19 protein-coding genes and 1 pseudogene are annotated in these 21,302 nt (G+C 29.6%); 17 read left to right on the forward strand and 3 right to left on the reverse strand.

Annotation, left to right across the window (positions count from 1 at the left end):
• Positions 1-13 precede the first annotated feature (13 nt).
• The 3 genes from cmk to BIV18_RS09140 are packed head-to-tail and all read left to right on the forward strand — an operon-like array spanning position 14 to position 3,327.
• Positions 14-634, forward strand: a complete 621-nt coding sequence (cmk, locus tag BIV18_RS09130; protein ID WP_075660291.1) for a (d)CMP kinase — start codon at positions 14-16, stop codon at positions 632-634.
• Positions 635-637: 3 nt separating this feature from the next.
• Complete coding sequence (locus BIV18_RS09135) at positions 638-1,228, forward strand: lysophospholipid acyltransferase family protein (RefSeq protein WP_075660292.1); 591 nt, start codon at positions 638-640, stop codon at positions 1,226-1,228.
• Entirely contained in the window at positions 1,213-3,327 is a 2,115-nt protein-coding gene (locus BIV18_RS09140) for a bifunctional 4-hydroxy-3-methylbut-2-enyl diphosphate reductase/30S ribosomal protein S1 (RefSeq protein ID WP_075660293.1), read from the forward strand. Before BIV18_RS09135 ends, BIV18_RS09140 begins: the two co-directional genes overlap by 16 nt.
• 100 nt (positions 3,328-3,427) lie before the next feature.
• Here BIV18_RS09140 and BIV18_RS09145 read toward each other — a convergent pair whose 3' ends face one another.
• The gene (locus BIV18_RS09145) at positions 3,428-4,738 is read right to left on the reverse strand and encodes an ISL3 family transposase (RefSeq protein WP_075660294.1); all 1,311 of its coding nucleotides are present in this window, start codon (positions 4,736-4,738) and stop codon (positions 3,428-3,430) included.
• Between the two features lie 341 nt (positions 4,739-5,079).
• Here BIV18_RS09145 and BIV18_RS11470 point away from each other — a divergent pair.
• The 4 genes and pseudogenes from BIV18_RS11470 to BIV18_RS09165 form a co-directional block, all read left to right on the forward strand.
• Positions 5,080-5,232, forward strand: a pseudogene (locus BIV18_RS11470) (plasmid mobilization protein); the annotation flags it as partial.
• Positions 5,233-5,464: 232 nt separating this feature from the next.
• Entirely contained in the window at positions 5,465-6,157 is a 693-nt protein-coding gene (locus BIV18_RS09155; RefSeq protein WP_144015217.1) for a hypothetical protein, read from the forward strand.
• 982 nt (positions 6,158-7,139) lie between these two features.
• Positions 7,140-7,799 carry a hypothetical protein gene (locus BIV18_RS09160; protein WP_075660296.1) on the forward strand — a complete coding sequence of 220 codons (660 nt, stop codon included), beginning with the start codon at positions 7,140-7,142 and terminating at the stop codon, positions 7,797-7,799.
• A gap of 110 nt (positions 7,800-7,909) precedes the next feature.
• Positions 7,910-12,043, forward strand: a complete 4,134-nt coding sequence (locus BIV18_RS09165) for an S-layer homology domain-containing protein (RefSeq protein ID WP_075660297.1) — start codon at positions 7,910-7,912, stop codon at positions 12,041-12,043.
• A 340-nt stretch (positions 12,044-12,383) separates the two neighbouring features.
• On the opposite strand, the gene BIV18_RS11300 is transcribed toward BIV18_RS09165, so the two are convergent.
• Together BIV18_RS11300 and BIV18_RS11305 are read right to left on the reverse strand one after the other, a co-directional pair.
• On the reverse strand, positions 12,384-13,031 hold the full coding sequence (locus BIV18_RS11300; protein WP_328585306.1) for a nucleotidyltransferase family protein: 648 nt from the start codon (positions 13,029-13,031) through the stop codon (positions 12,384-12,386).
• A gap of 5 nt (positions 13,032-13,036) precedes the next feature.
• Positions 13,037-13,375, reverse strand: coding sequence for a nucleotidyltransferase family protein (locus tag BIV18_RS11305; protein WP_268875155.1), 339 nt, complete (start codon positions 13,373-13,375; stop codon positions 13,037-13,039).
• Between the two features lie 101 nt (positions 13,376-13,476).
• On the opposite strand from BIV18_RS11305, the gene BIV18_RS09175 reads away from it, so the two are divergent.
• From BIV18_RS09175 to BIV18_RS09220, 10 genes are all read left to right on the forward strand, one after another.
• Complete coding sequence (locus BIV18_RS09175; protein WP_075660298.1) at positions 13,477-14,673, forward strand: acetate kinase; 1,197 nt, start codon at positions 13,477-13,479, stop codon at positions 14,671-14,673.
• A 71-nt stretch (positions 14,674-14,744) separates the two neighbouring features.
• On the forward strand, positions 14,745-15,275 hold the full coding sequence (locus tag BIV18_RS09180) for a YceD family protein (RefSeq protein WP_075660299.1): 531 nt from the start codon (positions 14,745-14,747) through the stop codon (positions 15,273-15,275).
• A gap of 2 nt (positions 15,276-15,277) precedes the next feature.
• Positions 15,278-15,460 carry a 50S ribosomal protein L32 gene (rpmF, locus tag BIV18_RS09185; RefSeq protein ID WP_019107039.1) on the forward strand — a complete coding sequence of 61 codons (183 nt, stop codon included), beginning with the start codon at positions 15,278-15,280 and terminating at the stop codon, positions 15,458-15,460.
• A gap of 136 nt (positions 15,461-15,596) precedes the next feature.
• Positions 15,597-15,992 (forward strand): NusG domain II-containing protein, encoded by a 396-nt coding sequence (locus BIV18_RS09190; RefSeq protein ID WP_075660300.1) that lies wholly within the window; start codon positions 15,597-15,599, stop codon positions 15,990-15,992.
• Positions 15,989-16,498 carry a Gx transporter family protein gene (locus BIV18_RS09195; RefSeq protein WP_075660301.1) on the forward strand — a complete coding sequence of 170 codons (510 nt, stop codon included), beginning with the start codon at positions 15,989-15,991 and terminating at the stop codon, positions 16,496-16,498. The genes BIV18_RS09190 and BIV18_RS09195 overlap by 4 nt, the downstream gene beginning before the upstream one ends.
• A 1-nt stretch (position 16,499) precedes the next feature.
• A complete protein-coding gene (locus BIV18_RS09200) occupies positions 16,500-17,075 on the forward strand; it encodes a nucleoside triphosphate pyrophosphatase (protein WP_075660302.1) in 576 nt (191 codons plus the stop codon).
• Between the two features lie 4 nt (positions 17,076-17,079).
• Positions 17,080-17,679, forward strand: coding sequence for a JAB domain-containing protein (locus BIV18_RS09205; protein ID WP_083635571.1), 600 nt, complete (start codon positions 17,080-17,082; stop codon positions 17,677-17,679).
• 160 nt (positions 17,680-17,839) lie between these two features.
• Positions 17,840-18,883 (forward strand): phage lytic cycle repressor MrpR family protein, encoded by a 1,044-nt coding sequence (locus BIV18_RS09210; RefSeq protein ID WP_046400596.1) that lies wholly within the window; start codon positions 17,840-17,842, stop codon positions 18,881-18,883.
• The gene (locus BIV18_RS09215; protein WP_001557544.1) at positions 18,880-20,772 is read left to right on the forward strand and encodes a site-specific integrase; all 1,893 of its coding nucleotides are present in this window, start codon (positions 18,880-18,882) and stop codon (positions 20,770-20,772) included. The genes BIV18_RS09210 and BIV18_RS09215 overlap by 4 nt, the downstream gene beginning before the upstream one ends.
• A 6-nt stretch (positions 20,773-20,778) precedes the next feature.
• Entirely contained in the window at positions 20,779-21,156 is a 378-nt protein-coding gene (locus tag BIV18_RS09220; RefSeq protein ID WP_000361059.1) for a DUF6262 family protein, read from the forward strand.
• Positions 21,157-21,302: the final 146 nt, after the last annotated feature.

Here is a 21,302-nt window from a genome sequence, read left to right on the forward strand (position 1 = left end):
TTTGGAGGTAAAAATGAAAATTGCAATAGATGGGCCAGCAGGCTCTGGCAAAAGTTCCATTGCAAAGGAAATTGCAAAGAGACTTGATATTTTATATGTTGATACGGGTGCAATGTATCGTGCCATAACTCTCAAACTTTTAAAAGAAAATGAGAAAGATTATGAAAAAGTATTAAAGGAAACAAAAATAAATTTTGATGGCGATAAAATATTTTTAGATGGAAAAGATGTATCAAAAAGGATAAGAGAAAATGAAATTTCTAATAAAACTTCTGAGTTATCTAAGAAAAAAATTATTAGAGATTATTTAGTAAAAATGCAAAGAGAAATTGCTAAGGACACCGATGTAGTTATGGAAGGAAGAGATATTGGTTCAGTGGTTTTAAAGGATGCTGAATATAAATTTTTCTTAACTGCAAATGTAGAAACTCGTGCAATGAGAAGGTATAAACAAATTGACGATGATAAAGTTACTTTTGAAGAAATTTTAGAAGATTTGAAAGTAAGAGATTACAACGACTCTCACAGAGAAAATTCTCCTCTTGTAAAGACAGATGATGCAATATTAATCGACAGCACAAACTTAAATGCTGAAGAAACTATAGAAAAAATTATATCTTATGTAAAAAGGTGATCTATGTTTTACAAATTTATACAAGTTTTTATTGGTTTTTTTGTAAAATTAATTTTTAGAGTTGAAGTTTTTGGTATGGAAAATATTCCAAAGGAAGAAAAAAGACTTATAATTTGTGGAAATCACAAGAGTAACTTAGATCCAGTTACAATTTCTGCAATTTTTCCAAGACAAATTTTTTGGATGGCAAAAAGGGAACTCTTTAAAAATAAATTAGTTGGTGGATTTTTAACGAAACTTGGAGCTTTCCCAGTAGATAGAGAAAAAAATGATTTAAAGGCAATAAAAACTTCCCTCACAATTTTAAAAGATGAAAAAGTTCTTGGAATTTTTCCAGAGGGAACTAGAGTAAGTGAAATTGACTACACAACAATAAAATCAGGCATTGCACTTATTGCACAGAAAACTGACTCAGAGATTCTTCCAGTTTTTATAGAAGGAGAATATAAAGCTTTTAGAAAAATAAAGGTTTATTTTAGAAAACCAGTAAAAATTAATAAAGAAATAAAATATTCAAATGAAGAATTAGAAAATATTTCTCAAGATATTATGAGAATGGTCTATGGTGAAGAAATAAAATGGAAATTATTTTAGCAGATGTAAGGGGATTTTGTGGCGGCGTTAAAAGAGCTGTAAAAATGGCCTTTGACAACGCAGCAAAAGGAGTCTATTCTTACGGAGACTTAGTCCACAATGAGTTTGTGGTAAAGGAATTAGAAAAAAAGGGCGTACTTACAATTGACGACACAAATATTGAAAATTCAAAGGTAATTATACGAAGTCACGGAGTTCACAAGAAAATTTTAGATAAATTAGAAGAAAAAAATAATGAAATAATAAATTGCGTATGCCCAAAGGTAGAAAAAGTTTATAATATAGTAGATAATTTCTATAAAAAAGGTTATAATATAGTAATTATCGGGAATAATAAACACCCTGAGGTAATAGGGATTAATTCCAGATGCAATGACTCTGCAACTATTATTTCCAATTTGGAAGATATAAAAATTCCAGAAGGGAAAACCCTTATTGTCTCTCAAACAACAAATAATGTAGATTTTTTTGAAAAAGCAATAAATATTATAAAAGATATTTCAAAAGATGAAGTTTTAGTTTATAATACTATATGTAATGCAACTTTCAAGAGACAAGAAAGTATTAGGAATTTATCAAAAAAAGTTGACGCCGTAATTGTACTTGGTGGCAAAAAAAGTTCTAACACTAAAAAACTTGCAGAAATTGCAAAATTAAATTGTAAAAATGTATTTTTAATTCAATCGATTAATGATATTGATTTAAATATATTTAAAAAATTTAATAAAATTGGTATTACCGCCGGAGCATCCACACCGGAATCGGTAATCAAGGAGGCTGTTTGTAGGATGGAAAATTTTGACAAAGGTGAGATGATGGAAGCCATTGATAATTCTTTTAAAAGGATTAGAAAGGGCGAAGTAGTAACTGGAGAGGTTTTATATATAACTGATTCAGAAGTAATGGTAAATCTTGGATACAGATCAGATGGTATCATTTCAAAAGATGAACTTGCAGGAGGACCAGATGTTAATCCAGCAGATCTTTATAAACAAGGTCAAGAAATTGATGTATATGTTTTAAAGATGGACGATGGAGATGGCAATGTTGTTCTTTCAACAAAAAGAGTTGCTGATATGAAAATTTGGGATGAAGTTGAAGAACTTTATAATAACAAAGAAAAGATTACAGTAACTATAAAAAACCAAGTAAAAGGCGGACTTACTGCAGATTTCAGAGGATTAAATGTATTTATACCAGCATCTCATGTTTCTGTTAGATTCCAAAAAGATTTAAGCAAATTCGTTGGAGAAGAATTTGAAACTGAAATTATCGATTTTGACAAGAGAAAGAAAAGAATTGTAGCTTCAAGGAAGAATGTACTTCAAGAAGAATTAGACAAAGTTCGTGATGAAGTATACGACAAGCTTAAAGAAGGAGACATTATAGAAGGAACTGTACAAAGATTAACTAACTTTGGTGCTTTCGTAGATGTTGGAGGTGTTGACGGACTTATCCATATTTCTGAACTTTCATGGAATAGAGTAAAACACCCATCAGATGTTGTATCACCTGGAGATGTAGTTAAAGTACAAGTTCTAAACGTTGATAAAGAAAAAAATAGAATCGCACTTGGACTAAAACAAACTATGGAAAAACCATGGGATGTGTTCAAAAACGAAGTTAAAATTGGCGATGTAGTAAAGGGCAAAGTTGTAAATCTTCTCGATTTTGGTGCTTTTGTAAGACTTGAACAAGGCGTTGATGGACTTCTCCATGTATCACAAATTGCAAGAGAACATGTTGAAAAACCACAAGATAAACTTTCTATTGGCGAAGAAGTTACAGTTAAAGTAACTGACATTGATGAAGAAAATCAAAAAATTTCTCTTTCTATCAAGGCTCTAATTGAACCTGAGGTAAAAGAAGAAGACGAAGAATCTAAACCAAGAGAAAGAAAACCAAGAAGAGAAAGAAAAGTAGCTCCAAAAAGAGAAAAGAAAATTGAAGAACCAAAACAAGATGACTTCAACATGACTATTGGAGAAATGCTTGGACTTAACTTTGCTGACGCAGATTTAGATTCTGAAATTCTCGAAGACGGAAAAGAAATTTCAGCTTCAGAAAAAGAAGAAACTGAAAAATCAACAGAAGAATAAAATATTTATAAAGAGAGAATTAGTCTCTCTTTTTTATTTTGTGTTAAATTTTGGTTCTTTGTCAAATAGTGTTGGTGAATAAAAATTAATGATATATGGTTTATATCTTATGACTTAAACCATATATTTTTTTATGGTAAAAACATAAAAAAATTCTCAATCTAAAATTATCAAAGGAACGGTAACCGTAAGAAATTCTTTTAATAACTTTGATCTTGTTGTTAATACCTTCAACCTTTCCATTGTTGTAATTAGTATTTAAAGTATTCTTAATCTTTTCTAAATATTTGATAGCTGTACTTATAGCTGTCTTAATTTTTCTATATATTTCCCCAAACTCATCAGGTTTAAATTCCTGCAAAATAGTTTTTAAAGTGTCAAAATTTTTCTCTCTAATAGCAAATAAAATATTTTGGATTAAGTCATAAATCTTCCTGAAAGAATAGTCAAAATCTAAAATATGTTCAACTATTTCTTTTTGAGAGATAAATCCTTTAAAACAAGGAAAACTCTTAAAATGTGTTGATATTAACTTAGCCTTAGGAAGCAATAATAACTTCCAGTACCTTTTTAAACACCTATACTCATGAGAGTCTGTTTTAAACTTCTTCATTAGTTGAACTCTTGCCATATTAAAAGCACGAGTAAAATTTTGAACAATATGAAACTTATCAAGAACAATACAAGCGTTTTTAAAAACCTTTTTAACAAGTTCCATATAGGGAGAGTAAATATCACAAACAACAATCTTAACTTGATCTCTAACTCTTCTTGGGAATCTTAGAAAATAAGTGTCTAATTTAAATAGTCTCCTATCAGGAAGTATATCAATAATCTCACCAGTAATAGAATTGGTACAAATAAAGCTCATAGCGCCTGATACATTTTTAGTAGACTTAAATTCATCTATAGATAGTATCGGTGGAAGATAAGAAAAATCCTGTTTAAAGGATTTACTCCATTCTTTAAAAACTCTAACAACGGTGTTAGGGCTGACACCATTAGATTCAGCAATAGACTTAAAGGATGAAATTTCAGTAAGATCTACAGCAATCTTTCTTTTTACATCATTAGATATATTAGAATACTCATTAACTATATTGGTTTTAGCACTAAAGGTAGAACCGCACTCTTTACATAAAAATCTTTGCTTTTTTAGAAAAAGAATAGTCGGTATATTAGAAACATCAGGAAGTTTAATCTTACAAATCTTAGTACCATATTTTATAATATTAAAAGATTCATTAACATGACCGCAACATGGGCAAACCTCTGGGGTGTAAGTTAATTTTCCATAAATAAATTTAGTGTCTATGTACTTAACTTTTTTGACAATAATATTTTCAGTATCAATTACTATATTTTTATCTTTAATATTCAACGAATCTTTTATATAATTATTAATAGACATAGAATCACTCCTTGGTATTTGGTTGCAACTATATTTTATAGGAATGTGATTTCTATGTCTATTTTTTATACATTTCCATACAAAAATAGTGCTGATGATTTCTCACCAACACTATTTATTATAGAACCTTAATTTTGGGAGACTCGATAATATCGAGTTTTTTTATTGTAAAAATAAATAACTATAAATAAAAAATAATAATTTCCATAAGAGCAAAAAGCAAATTAAATAATAATGGAATATAACCTTCAAAAAGCTTCATTAAATATTAATAAGTAGCTAAAGCATTTAAATTAATTGTATCAAAGTACAAAAAGTGCAACATATGTCTTGACAGTTAAGAGAAAAAAGTTTTTGAAAAGAAAAGGAAACTTGTTAATTGCAAAACTATGTCCCACTTTCTTAGAAAATTTATATTGGAAAAAGAGATTTATGTTGTTGATTTAGAACCCTTTAGAAATCTACAATGGATACTTGCAAATGAAACAAATAATAAAGTTTAGCATAATTAATTTTAAATAAAATTATAACAAATAGATTGTTATGTGGTTAAAGAGATCCTACCTTTTACAAAAAGTTATCATATTAATAACAAGTTTTTTACATATCATAGTTATAATAACATTAAAGTATCACAGTATAAAGTATTTAAAGGAGAGAATTTTTTTAAAAAAGATTAGTAGATGTTTAAATTTATTTTTAGCTTTTGTAATTTCATTCGTTTTAATGGGGAATTCAATTGTATATGCAAATGAGATTAATTCACAAAAACCTTATGAGAAAAGAGAAAATTTAAAAATCATTGAAGAGTCCTTTTTGAAAGGCAAGTATAAGGCTATTTATGAATATACTGAGGGAGATACTCATTATAAAAGAATAGATGAAGCTGATGATGAATTCAAAGAAACAAAAAGTGAATTATTTGAATTAGTGCGTGGTAAATATGTCAAAGTTGAAACTCAATATACTAATATTGATGATAAAGGCATAATGAATGTATACATAGATTCAGAAAAAGGAAATGATAAAAATTGGCAGGTTAATCTAAAAGATAATTTGGAAATTAACAATAATGCAATTGTACCTTATGTAAATAATTATGATTGGATTACAGAGGAAACCGATGGATATAAATATATAGGGAATTTAGGTAGAACGGCTTTAATATCAGCAATAGCTGCTATAGCTGGGTCTATAATAGGAGGACCGTTAGGCGCTGGTGTTGGGGCATCGGCAGCAGCTATTGCAGATGCCTTATTTAATGGCGGAAATAATTATGTATATTATCATAAAATATATAATTGGAAATATTGTGAAAGAGATTGGAGAATTATAGAAGAAACAGAATACACTAGATTTTATGAAGATTCATATCATAGATTTTTTATTGATTATACCTATGTGGAGTGGAGATGTTAGTTGAAGGAGTGGTATGTATAATTTTTGAGATTATATATGCTAAAAAACTAAAATATACAGAATTAAAAAATAGGAAGTATTATTATATAAGTTTTTTTATTATACTAATTAATCTATATAGATATAAATATGGAAATTCAAGTTTTGGACTATTCAGTTGGTAATTTTTTTAATAGCAATAAACTTAGGTTTTATATTTGAAAAATTTATAAGTAAATAATTTAAAAATCGTTAATTATCTTTAATTGAATTATAAAATTGTTAAACAGTAGTGTAAAATAGCTTGTGTATCGGCTTAACCTGACTAAGGTAGGTCGATACTTTTTTTATGGCTCTATGTTAAATTTTGGGAGACTCGATAATATCGAGTTTTTTTATTGTAAAAATAAATAACTATAGATAAAAATAATTCTAAACTATAAATAAAAAATTATAATTTCCATGAGAGCAAAAAGCAAATTAAAAATGAAAAATATTTATTCTATTATTTCTATCTACTTAAATAAACTAGTCTAGTATAAAAGTGGATAGATAATTATACAAAAAATCTAAAATATTTTAAATATTTAAAACATAAGACAAAAGTAAATTTAAAAATTTACAGCTATTACAATTAATTGTGTATAAATAAAAACTAATTTGTTCCTTAAAAAAATTAAAAAAAAAAAGATAACTATCTATAAGATATTTAAAATCAATTATGCTATATTTTGAGAATAAATATCCTTAGTAAACCCAAATTTTATAGCCTATTGCGTGATAATGGATATAGATTTTGGTTAAGGTTTCTATCTTTTAAAGGGAGGTAATTTAAAAAAGATAAAAGTTTTCACGACAAACACAATGGAGCAATAAAATTTTTGTAAAAATAATAGAAAAGCTATTTAAACAAAAAATCAACAGAAATTTAAAATAGCTAAAAGTCTATTATACCTTGCTTATAATTTTATAATGACAATCAAAAAAATTAATAGGAGGAATTATGATTTTAGTAGAATCAATAATCATAGTGCTATTATTTGTAGCATTATTTAAAAATTTAATTAAAAGGAATTCCATTCCATTTTATATTTTGGCAGCGTTAATAAATTTTATGTATATAAAAATTGCATCAATGCCAATGGTCAAAGAATTGAACCCGGCAATATCTAAGTATTTATTAGGACCACTAAATAGAGGAGCCATAGGGACAGCCTTTATCATAATAGTAATGTATATTGGCGTTCTCAAAAAGGATCAATTTGTAAGAGAATTAATGCAAATAAGAGGAGAACTTGCAATAATAGGTTCAATTATAATTTTTGGACATAATATATTATTTGGAAAAATATTTTTTGTACAATTTTTCACAGATATGTCAAGTCTTGAACCATTAAAACTAGTGGCGACGATAATTTCCTTGGTGATGATAGCAATTTTAATTCCATTATTTTTAACATCCTTTAAAACTATTAGAAAGAAAATGAATCCAGGTAGCTGGAAAAAACTTCAAAAGTTAGCCTATACATTCTTCTACTTAATATTCATTCATGTAATAGTATTATATTCTGGACATATTAAAGATAAAGTACTTGATGTTGTAATTTATGTTTTAATTTGGGGTTACTACACAATCAAATTAGTTCAAAAAAATCAAATATAAATTCAAGTGAAAGGGTTGCAATAAAAATATAAAGGAGAAGTTAGTCTAAAATAAGTAAAACTATTGTAAAAGTGGTACTTTGTATCATTAATTCTATTTAGGAGGTAGATATGAAAAGAAAATTAATTGCGCTAATGATGGCAATGCTAATGATGATTGGCACTGTAAGCCTTGAAGTCTTTGCTAAAGAAGAATTAACTAATAAACAAAAAGTTGACAAATTAGTTAGTGCAAAAATAGTTGAAGGAGATGAAAGAGGAAATTTAAACCTTGGCGATCCAATTAAGAGAAGTGAGATTACAAAAATCCTAATATATTCCTTGGGATATAAAGACGAGGCAACAAAATTTCAATCAGAAAAATCTAAATATTCAGATGTTAATTCAAATCACTGGGCAAAGGGAGTAATTCAAGCAGCAAGTAAAATAAAAATGCCAAATGGTCAATATTTGATAGCGGGTTATCCAGATGGGACTTTCAAACCAGAAAAAAACATAACAGAAGCAGAATTGATAAAATTAATGGTTGTAGCCACTAAGAAGGACTTGACAAGTGAGGAAATGGCAAAAGCAAAATGGCCTAATACTTATATTGATTGGGCAAAAGAGCTAAAGATTATAGGCAAGGGTACAGGCATTGAAACTATTGATCCAAATAAAGAAGCAAGCAGAGAATTATCCTTTGTAGCTTTATTTAATGCAACAGAAAATAATGAAACTAAAAAAACTGAAGAAAATAAAAAGGCAGTATCAAGCCTAAAGATGAATACAGTCAAAAAATCATCTTCACGAACAAGTAATAGGTTTATCACTAGTAGCGGTAGCACATCAACATCAAGTACAACACAAGCACCGAATGCTAATGAAAATTCTAGTTCTACACAAGCACCGAATGCTAATGAAAATTCTGGCTCTACACAAGCACCAAAAACAAAAAAACCTTTAGATGGAGAATGGTATGCAGCTTCCTTTGAAGGACTTGAAAGTGATAAATATGGACCAAGTATTGTGAAAGTTAAATTAACAGATGAAAAAATAGATTCAGTTGAAGCCATAGCTGATGGTGGATTTAAAGAAGAGTATTTAAATATTGCAAAGCATATTCTTCCAAAAATGAAGGGTTTAAAACTTAATGACCTAGATAAGGTTTTAAGTCAAATAAATAATAAAAAGGGAGAATATTATGATTCAGTAACTAATGCTACTATAACAGCTAAGGATTATGTAAAAGCGACTAAAAAAGCTATTCAAAGATCCATTGATGCAAACGACAATAAAAATATTCAGGACATAACATATATAAAACTAAGACTTGCACCAGGAGAAACAAGAACACAATATATGCTAAAAACTGATTTAAAAGCTGGCGAAAAAGCTGATTTCAATTTTCTAAAATTCGACATAGCCTATGCTAATGGTAGAGTTGAATCTGGAGTAGATTTTACTGAACTTAAATATAACAATATAGATGCAAACTATACTCAAAATCAAAAGCTGGAAAAACCAGGAAGCATCACGTTGCATATAAAGGACAAGACAGGATATCTTGAAGAAAAAGTGACTCTTCATGTATCAGATCAAGAAGATCCAACAAAGATAAAAGTCGAAACCAAACAAATGAAGATGGTAAAAGCTAATGGAGAAGAACAAGATACAGGAATAGTTGTAAAAAACAAGGGAAAAGATACAACAATTACAGCTAACAATAAAGAAGACAAGCAAGTTCCAGTAAGAATAGATAAATCTGGAAAGGTATTTGTTACTCCAAATGCTGATGTTGGAACAATAATCACTATAAGGATTACTGATAAGGATCTTCCTAGAGGTTTTGCAAGCATTAATGTTTCTGTAGATACTACTTCAACTGACATAAAAAAGATAAGTGTAGATAAAGATAATATAAAAACTGTAAATGCTACTAATGAAGAACAAGACACAGGAATCCTTGTAAAAAATAGTGGTAAAGAAACAACTATTACAGCAATTAATCTTGATGGCGATGATGTAGTAGACATAAGAATAGATGACTCTGGAAAAGTATTAGTTACTCCAGGCACTAAAGCAAAAGATTCAATTCATATTGAAATTTTTGATGACAATTTACCTGATGGCTCTGTAGAAATTGAAGTTCCCGTAGACAATAATTCAATTGATCCATCAAAGATAAGTGTAGATAAAGATAATGTAAAAACTGTAAATGCCACTAATGAAGAACAAGATACAGGTATAGTTGTAAAAAACAAAGGCGAAGAAACAACTATTACAGCAACTAATAATGATTACAAGGAGATTCCAGTATCAATAGATGAATCTGGAAGAGTATTTGTTACACCAGGTACTGATGTAGGAGATATAATCTATATTGAAATTGCCGATAGTGATTTACCTTATGGTTTTGTAAATATCGATGTTCCTGTACAAGCAAATAGTGGTGAAACATCTCCAGCTGAAAAAACTTGGTTTGGAACATCTGATGTTAATGTAGGTTTTAATCCTAAGGGAGCAGGTCCAAATATTCTCGAGGTAAAGATAGATGAGGGTCTAGTAAAAGATATAAAAGTTATTAAAAATGGTGGATTAGAAGAAGGATATATAAGAATAGCTCAAAGAATCTTGCCAAAATTAATAGACAAGGATAAAAATGCAATCTTGAAGATTGAAGCTGAAATAGATAAAAAATTAGATAATAAAAATTATACAGGTGAATATGTAGATGTAGTAAGCTCTGCTACTAAGACAGCTAAGGGATATATAAGGGCTGTTGCAAATGCAATAGACAGATCTGAAAAATATAGTGGAGATAAAAATATTCAAGATATAGCCTATATAAAACTCTCTGGAAATAATGAATTTAGTCCGGAAAAATACAGAAATGCTATTGCAGATAAAGTAAAATTAGTACGTGGAGAGAGTGCAGATTTTGATTCTATCAAATTTGATATAGCTTATGGCAATGGATTAATAAGACCTAATGTTAAATTTTCAGATTTAAAAAAATATGGAATAGAAACAAATTACGAGCAAGGACAAATTTTAAACCCTGAAGGAAATCAAATAACTATAAAAGCAAAGGATAAATCAGGCTATGCAGAAGATTGGCTAACACTTTTTGTCGCAGAAAGCCTAAAACATGAAGTAACTCCAACACATTTTATATTGACAATGCCAAATGGAAGTGAAGATAAATTCAATATACAAAAAGGATCTGGAGTTAATCTTGGTGGGAAAACAGTCAATGTCAAACCTACAAAGGCTGAACTTTTCTACAATGATAAAAAGATAGCAGATGGTCAGTGGCTAGATAAACCTTTTGAGTATTGGAAGTTTGAAAACTTTGATACAAGTGTATTAAAGGAAGGTGAAAAATTTGAAACTTCATTCTATAGATTTAATACTTGGGTTGATGATAAATCAGAATTAAAATCCATCAAGCTTAATTTAAAGAAAAATAAATATTTTGAGGGAGAAACTTTATCCAAAGGAGATTTTACAATCACTACAACTACTATCAATGGTACTGTAAAGGAAATAGGTTGGGATGAAGCAAGTCAATTAGGAATTAATATCAATCCAAATATTGATTATGAATTTACCAAAGAGGATACAAGTACTCATGAAAAGGAGATAACTATTAGCTACAAAGAAATAAGTGATAAGGTTAAAGTACAAGTATTAGAAGCAGATTCCGAAACTCCAACAAAGGTTGAGGTCAAACTAGGTGAAGAATTAGTTTATACTCAAGATATAACTAAAGAGGAATGGAATAATGCAGATAAAAAACTTAAAATAATCGGAAAAGAAATTTCAGATAAATTTAAAGGAAAACAAAAGGATTTCAATGTTATTCTATATAATGAAAGCAATAAAGTTATAAGAACAAGTAATGAATATAAGTATAATTTCAACTATGCAAACATTGGAGAATACAAATATGTAGTACTTGGTCATTGGGTATTTAAAGCTGACCCTAAGGTACCAACAAAGGTTGAGGTCAAACTAGGTGAAGAATTAGTTTATACTCAAGATATAACTAAAGAGGAATGGAATGAGGCAAATAAAAAACTTAAAATAATAGGAAAAGAAATTTCAGATAAATTTAAAGGAAAACAAAAGGACTTTAAAGTTATTGTATATAATGGAAACAATGAAATTATTCCAACAGAGTATAGATATGACAGTGGCTTGAATATCTCGACAATTCAAGAAAATGAATATATTATGCTTGGACAATGGGTATTTAAATAATGATTTGTGAAATTCATAAATAACAAATATTTCTCTCTAGATTAACTTAATTTAGAGAGATTTTTTATTTCCCATGCTTTATGTATTTTAAATTTTTGATATAAGATTTAAAAATATTTATATGGGCGAGAAGAGAAAATAAGGATTAGTTTAAGTTAAAGACTCTCATATAGGGATAAAATTAAAATGAGAGCCTTATTTTTTGTAGACTTCTGTGGTAAAGTCTGTGTTTATTTTTCCATTTTTTATATTGTATATATTGCTTGCGAGAATTTCTTTTTCCAGCATTTTTTTTATTATTCCATTAGATTTATCGTAAAAGTTTTTAAAGGAATAGATTTTATTTTTGTTTTTTGATTTTTAAATATTTCGATGCCTCTTTTATCGCAAGCGAGGACTCTTGTGTAGGGTTCTTCAAAGGATTTTTTATTTCATCTTTTTTTATATCTAAGAGAATTTCAAGAACAAGTCTTTTTATTCTCGATTTGCTATGTCTTTTTGAGTGAACTTTTTCTATAAGTTCTTCAAAATTTTTAGAGTCTAGATTTTCTAAAATTCTATTTTCTAATCCTACTTCATAGTCAAAGTAATCTTTGAAGTTTATTTTTTCTGAAATCATTTTGTATTTAAAAATTTCAAAGTAATTTTCTAATTTGTTTTCGACCTTGAGTTCATAATGTGGTATAAAGTTATTTACATCTTCATTATTATAGCAAAGTCTTCTTATATAAGATGCTGATGCAAATTCGTCAATTGAAAAGTCATCATTGTGGTTTACATTTTTTCTCTCAATTGAATAGGGCTTTATTTTTGAATTTAATTTTTCTAGGTTTTTAATGTACTCAAGTGCCAAAATATTATTAGGCTTTTTTAAAATTTCTTTTTCTTCTCGAGATAAAAAGTCCATGGCAAGTTCACGAGATTTTATATAAGAGTTTCCCTCGGCTAGAAATTTTTTTATTTTAGCATCATCTAGGTTTGCGTTAATTTTTTTTAGTAATTTTTTAAAATTATAGAATTATCTTCGCTTCCAAAGTAAAGTCTGTCGACAATGCCCATAGAATTTAGAATATTTATGCCGCCGTGAGCGAATATTTCTGCGTTTGATGTTGAATAGATTAGTGGCAGCTCTAAAACTAGGCTTGCACCATTATCGACGGCAATTTTTGCCCTTTTAAACTTATTTATTATGGCAGGTTCACCTCTCTGGACAAAATTTCCAGACATTATGATTATTATATAATCTGAATATTCATTTTTTATTTTTTGTATTTGATAGGCGTGACCATTGTGAAAGGGATTGTACTCCGCAATTATAGAAGCAATTTTCATATTTTAAAACTCCAATTATTGACTAATGTCTACATCTGTTATAAACTAATTATTAGTTATTATACTATATTTAATGAATTTAAAAAACATTAGGAGGAAATATGAAGATATTAGTAATTAATTGCGGATCTTCTTCTCTTAAATATCAATTAATTGATATGGAAACTGAAGAATTGATGGCAAAGGGTTTAGTTGAAAGAATTGGAATTGATGGTTCAAGAATTAAGCACGAAACAATAGGCAAGGAAAAGAAAACTATTGAAACTCCAATGCAAGACCACAAAAGAGCTTTGGAACTTGTAATGGAATCCCTAACTAATGAAGAATATGGTGCAATTAAATCCCTTGATGAAATTGACGCAGTAGGTCACAGAGTAGTACATGGTGGTGAAGATTTTGCAAAGTCTGTTATAATTGATGAAAAAGTTTTAAAGGGAATTGAAGATAATGTTGAAATAGCTCCTCTTCACAATCCACCAAATATTATGGGAATTAAGGCTTGTCAAAAACTTCTTCCAAATGTTAAACAAGTTGCAGTATTTGATACAGCTTTCCATCAAACTATGCCTGAAGAAAGCTATATTTATGCACTTCCTTATGAATATTATGAAAAATATAAAATTAGAAGATTTGGTTTCCACGGAACTTCCCATAAATACATCACTAATAGAGCAGCTGAAATGCTTGGAAAAGATGTAAATGAAGTTAATTTAATTACTTGTCACCTTGGCAATGGTTCAAGTATTTGTGCTGTTAAAAATGGTAAATCCATTGACACTTCAATGGGCTTTATTCCACTTGAGGGACTTGCAATGGGAACTAGATGTGGTGATTTAGATCCAGCTATTATTCCTTTTATTATGGAAAAAGAAAATCTTTCTACTGAAGAAGTTAACACTTTAATTAATAAAAAATCAGGTGTACTTGGAATTTCTGGAGTATCAAGTGACTTTAGAGATATAGAAGCTGCAAGAGATGAAGGAAATAAGAGAGCTAAACTTGCCCTTGATATTTTTGAAAAAAGAGTTCGTGGATACATTGGTTCTTATATGACTGAACTTGATCATGTTGATGCAATTGTATTTACAGCAGGCGTTGGCGAAAACTCAATTGAAATGAGAGAATCAATTGTTAATGGATTAAAATCTTTAGGAGTTAAAATTGATCCAGAAAGAAACAATGTAAGAGGCGAAGATAAACTTATTTCTGCTGACGATTCTTTGATAAAAATATTTGTAATTCCAACTAATGAAGAGCTTATGATTGCAAGAGATACTAGAGAACTTGTTAAAGCATAATTTTGCAATAAGTATTGACATTTAAAAAGTAAAAAGTTATAATAATTTGTATGTATTTTTGAGGTGAGTATATGAAATTAGATCTTAGTGCTTTTTTGTCATCTGATGATATTAGGTTAAACTTTGATGGTAGCCTAAAGGAAAATGACACGGATTTGAGTTTAGAAGATCTAAATCTCATCTATCCAATAGAGTACAATGGATATATTCATAATTTGACAGGGGAATTAGAACTTTGTCTAAATATTTCCTACAAATTTAAAGCAACCTGTGACAGATGCCTCAAAGAGTTTATAAAAGAAAAAGAGACGAGTTACATTGGATACAATTTTAAAGACCTTAGTTTATATGATGATGATTCAGTAGACGAGTATTTTAAAATTAAGGATGATTCCGTAGACCTTTCGGAGATTATTTTCTCACAAATTATTACATCTATTGTTGGGAAAAATTTGTGTAGAGAAGATTGTAAGGGTCTCTGTCCACGTTGTGGCAAGAACCTCAATGAAGGTACTTGCGATTGTGAAAAAGGATCTTCTGAAGAGAAATTTGATCCAAGATTTGGAAAGTTATTAGATTTATTTAAGGATGAGGAGGTGTAGAAATGGCCGTACCTAAGAGAAAAACTTCAAAACAAAGAAAGAATAAGAGAAGAGCATCTTCTTACAGATTAAATAAAGCAACAGTAGTTGAATGTCCTAACTGCCATGAAATGAAATTACCTCATAGAGTTTGTCCATCATGTGGACACTATGCAGGCAAAGAAATTGTTGCAGAAGCTGAATAATTAAGTGAGACTTGAGTCTCACTTTTTTTGTGCGAAAAATTTGCTCTATAATATTTCAAATATAGTCCAAGATATAGAGTTTTTATTATCAAATTTCTTTTAAGAATTCATACTAAAGTTATGTTATAATAAAAATATGGTAAAGTTAAAAAAAGCTGATATTTTAGTTATTATTTTAATAGTTATTATTTCTTTTTTAATTTATTTTTTTACAAATAAATTGCCTAAAGAGGATGTAAATCTTGCAAAAAAAGTTGTGATTACTGTTGACGGGAAAGTGTTTAAAGAGATTCCCTTAAATAAGGATACAAAAGAGAAGATAGATATAAATACTATTTATGGTAAAAATGAAGTCGTAATTGAAGGGGGAGAAGTCCATATGCATGAATCCAATTGCAAGGATAAGATTTGCATAAAGATGGGGAAAATAAGTATTCCCGGCGATTCAATAATATGTCTTCCCAATAGACTTATTGTTAAGATAGTATCTGAAAAAAGAAATGACAATGACTTGGATTTGGTTATAAAATGACAAAAAACAAAAAATTAATTTATTTATCACTACTTAGTGCAATTGGGATTGTCCTTGGTTTATTTGAAAGTGTAATTCCACTCCCAGTGGCAATTCCTGGAGCTAGACTTGGATTGTCAAATATTGTTGTACTTGTAATCATAGTTTCTATTGGTTATAAAGAGGGCTTTTTTGTCTCTATTTTTAAGACTGTGATTTTAGCTCTTGTTACTGGTGCAGTTTCAAGTTTCTTTTTCTCCATGGGTGGTGCAATTTTAAGTTCAATTGCTATGATAATGTCTCATAAATTTTTGAGAAAATATTTATCTTTAATTGGCATCAGTGAAATAGGATCTTTTTTTCACAACTTGGGACAGGTTTTAGTTGCATCCTATATTATGAAAACTACGGCAATACTAGCATATCTACCTTTACTTGTAATTTTGGGGATTTTCACAGGATATTTTGTTGGTCTTGCTTCAATCTATGTAGTCGACAATACCAATATATCTAAAGAGAGAGGTTGAAATGGAAAGTATTATTTTGGCGTCAAATTCTCCTAGAAGGAGAGAAATTTTATCGAACTTTATAGATTTTAAGGTAATTTCTAAGGAGATCAATGAAATAAAAGACGATTCTTTTTCTCCTTCTACAACGGTAACTGCTCTTGCCTTTGAAAAGGGAATTGAAGTCGCCAGGGAACATGTTGATGAAATAATTTTATCTGCGGATACTTTAGTTGAATTGAAGGGACTACTTTTAGGCAAACCCAAAAATCGAGAAGATGCAAGAGAAATGATTAAAAGTTTAAGGGGAAAGACTCATAATGTCTACACGGGTTATGGGATTTTTAAACTTTCAGAGAAAATTAAATATGTAAGCTATGAGAAGTCTAGTGTAAAATTTTATGATTTAAGTGATTATGAAATTGAAAAATATTTAGACACTCTTGAGTATAAAGATAAGGCTGGTGCCTATGGTATTCAGGGCAAAGGCTCGCTATTAGTGGAAAAAATAGAAGGAGATTATTATAATATTGTGGGCTTTCCAATAGGAAAGATAAACAGGGATTTAATAAAATTATTTAATTTTAGCTTATGGTGATTTTATGAGAGAAAGAGAAATGGAAAAATACACAATAAAGGAAATGCCAGAAGACGAAAGACCTCAGGAAAAATTAATAAAATTTGGGCCAAATTATCTTTCCAATGCCGAACTTTTAGCTCTTATTATAAGAACTGGTACAAATTCAGGTGATTCAGCAATTGATACTGCTCAAAAGGTTCTTAGAAGTTTAAAATCAGAAAATGATGAAGATGGTCTAAACAGCCTTAAAAATGCAAATTTTTCAGACTTGATGAAGGTTGATGGAATCGGACAAGCAAAAGCTGCTATGATTATTGCTGCTGTACAACTTGGAATGCGACTTGCTGTTAGTAATTACAATTCAAAAATTAAAATTACATCGCCGTCTATTGCTGCAAATTATGTTTTAAGTGAAATGAGCGTTTTGGAAGAAGAGCATTTTAGGATTATGACGCTAAACACTAAAAAAGAAATAAACTTTGTTAGAGAAATTTCGAAGGGAACTATTAATATGACCATTGTCCACGCAAGGGAAGTTTTTAGAACTGCAATTCAGGACAATGCACATAGTATAATTTTATTACATAATCATCCAACAGGAGATCCATTAACCATAGTATAATAAATAATAGTAGTTAAAGTAGTTTAAGAGGAGATATTAAAGGGATATTTTACTTTAAATAAAAATTAACAAGGTTTATAATTTGTAGTAGTTAAAGTATTTAAAGAGGTGGGAACATGTGAAGGTTCAAAGGATAGAAGTGGAGAATAAGCCGTATCCATTGTATTTATTACTAGATAAAGAATACCAGCTAATAGAACCAGTAATGAAATTTATTAAATACTTAGATAATACTGGTAAGTCTCCTAATACCATTAAGGCATACTGCTATCATTTAAAGTTGCTGTACGAGTTCATGGAACAGAGAGGTGTTATTCTTAATGATATTAACTTTGAGTTGTTAGCAGACTTCGTAGGTTGGTTGAGATATCCTTCAGCATCAAATGTAATTGATCTTCAGTCAAAAAAAGCCATAAGAGAAGAAACGACAGTGAATACAATTTTAAATGTAGTTATGAGTTTTCTTGATTATTTAAGTAGATTAGGAGAATTTAAATCAATTGATGTATTTAAACAAGCAAAGGGAAGAAATTTCAAAGGATTTTTACATCATGTTAATAAGGGTAGATACCAAAAGAATGTCTTAAAGTTAAGGGTTAAAAAGAAACAGATAAGAACATTGAGATCAAAGGAAGTTAAGCAAATTATTGATGCTTGTCATACGAAAAGAGATAAATTAATTTTAATGCTTATGTATGAGGGTGGTTTAAGAATCGGTGAAGTGTTATCGCTTAGGCTTGAAGATATTGTCACTTGGGACAATCAAATCCATTTAACACCTAGAGATGTTAATGTTAATGAAGCTTATATTAAATTAAGGAAGGAAAGAACAATACATGTGAGTAAAGAACTTATGTCACTTTATACAGATTACTTGATATATGAGTATAGTGAGGAATTGGAGCATGATTATGTTTTTATTTCCTTAAAAGAAGGCTATTTTGGGAAACCACTAAAGTACCAAAGTGTTCTTGATCTAGTTAGAAGAATAGTTAAAAGGACTGGAATAGAATTTACATCACATATGCTTCGCCACACTCACGCAACGCAGCTAATTAGGGAAGGATGGGATGTTGCGTTCGTTCAAAAGAGATTAGGTCACGCACATGTTCAGACAACGTTAAATACCTATGTTCATCTTTCAGATCAGGATATGAAAAATGAGTTTAATAAATACCTCGAGAGAAAGGAGCATAAGAAATGAATGCTTCTAGTAAAAGGAAAATTATTAGTCAGAGTGAGATTAGCAAAAAAATAGCTGTAATGAATGAAGAAATGCAGGGGTTTTGGGCTAATAATAGTTGGGATATAAGAAAATGTCCACATCCTTCTGCCATAGAATTAAGTAAGAATCCTGCTTTAAGGAATCGTTGGGTTCGTTTTGAACGTGTTAAAAATCTGTGGTTAAGAACAGAATTGAAATATTTTTATTTTTACCATTTAAACAATGGAATATGGAATGCAAAAACTGTCTGGATTAGAAAAGGAACAGTAATTAATAAAATGTTAGATTTCTTAGATTTAAAGTATCCTAGCATTACTTCAATTACTGAAGTTCCTATTGAAAAAGCAATGACGGAGTATAGAACTTATTTGACAAAACGGGGTGTTAGAATTACCACTACTAATTATAAGATTACTGCTAATCAAGAAAAAACACCTGTAAAAGCTAATTCCTACTATGTTACTAATCTAAAACAATTTATGGAGTTTTATGAGAACTTTTATTTTGATGGAGAGGAGTGGGATAAAGACGTTTGGGATAGACGTAACTTACCTTTGCCAGATGATAAGGTTAACCCAACACAATATGAATATACAATTAACTTTAAAGGGTTTCGGAATACATATTTTAAACAACTTGTAAAAAGATATTGTAAGTTGAGATTGAACGTGGATAGCTTTTCCTATGTAAGTGATATTGCCCAAAGACTTAAAGAGTTCTTTAATTTTCTGGACATGAAATTTAAACAAGTTCAGAGAGTACACCAATTAACGAGAGTGGAAATTGAAGCATATTTAAGTGAACTAAACATGATGGGAATAAAACCTAGTACAATAACTGGGAGGATCTCTATATTGGAAGGACTATTTAGTACCCTTCTTAGGCTAGAATGGGATGATGTTCCTTCCAAAATATTAATTTATTCTGAGGACTATCCGAAAATACCAAGAGCAAAACCACGCTTTATAGATGAATTCGTCCTAGAGCAATTGAACAGTCATCTTGATAAATTACCCGAATATATAGCTACGATGACTATGATTGTTCAAGAATGTGGAATGAGGATAAGTGAATTGTGCACCTTGAAAAAAGGCTGTCTATTAGAGGACAAAGATGGAGATTTCTTTTTAAAGTATTATCAATGGAAAATGAAAAAGGAGCATATAGTTCCAATATCTAAAGAGGTAGCTTTACTTATTAAAGTTCGGGAAGATAAAGTTTCAGAGGAATTTCCAGATAGTGAATACCTCTTTCCAAGAAAAGATGGATCGCCATTAAAACAAGAAACATTTAGAGGTGAGTTAAATAAATTAGCTTATGAGCAAAATATAGTGGATAAATCAGGTGAGATTTATAGATTCCATGCCCATGCCTTTCGCCATACAGTAGGAACAAGAATGATTAACAACGGGATGCCCCAGCATATTGTGCAGAAATTTTTGGGGCATGAAAGCCCAGAAATGACAAGCAGATACGCTCATATCTTTGATGAAACTCTAAAAAATGAATTTACTAAATTTCAGGAAAAACTGGTTACCAATAATGGAGATGTGCTTGATCTAGATGAAGATAATGAAGTCGATGATGTAGAGCTTCAATGGTTCAAGAAAAATATAAATGCACAAGTGCTTCCAAATGGTTATTGTAGATTGCCAGTAGTAGCAGGTGGTTGTCCACATGCGAATGCATGCTTAGATTGCACTCACTTCTGTACCAGTAAGCAATTCTTACCACAGCACGAAGAACAGTTAGAGCGTACAGAAGAGTTATTAGCCATAGCTAAGGATAAACAATGGCAAAGACAAGTAGAGACTAATAGCCGTGTTAAAGAGCGTTTAGAACAAATCATTGGAAGTTTGACGGGGTAATTATCAATGGATAAACAAGTTAGAAATACAACAGAAATTGTACGTTTGGCGAAGCAGAAATCAAAAAAGACAAGGGAAAAAGTAGACAAAGCGATTTCTAAATTTTCGATTGAAGGTAAAGTTATTAATTTTAATTCAATAGCAAAGGAAGCTAATGTTTCTAAATCATGGCTTTATAAGGAACACGATATTAGGCAAAGAATCGAATCCCTTCGTGAGCGTCAAATAACAGCAAATGTAGTCTCAAAACCCAAGAAAAGTTCTCGTTCGGAGGAAATCCTTATTAAAACCTTAAAAAGAAGAGTAATGGAATTAGAAAAAGAAAATAAAAAATTACAGAACCAAATTCAAAAATTATATGGAGATCTGTATAATAAAGAATAATTATTAATCTGTAGACAAATTGTGAAAGGATGTACTTAAACGCTAACGGTCAGCTTTATTGAACAGTAATTTAAGTATATGTCCAATCTAGGGTAAGTAAATTGAGTATCAATATAAACTTTATATGAACATAATCAACGAGGTGA

The sequence above is a fragment of the Peptoniphilus grossensis genome, from assembly GCF_001940285.1.
In the GTDB taxonomy this organism is placed as follows: domain Bacteria; phylum Bacillota; class Clostridia; order Tissierellales; family Peptoniphilaceae; genus Peptoniphilus_A; species Peptoniphilus_A faecalis.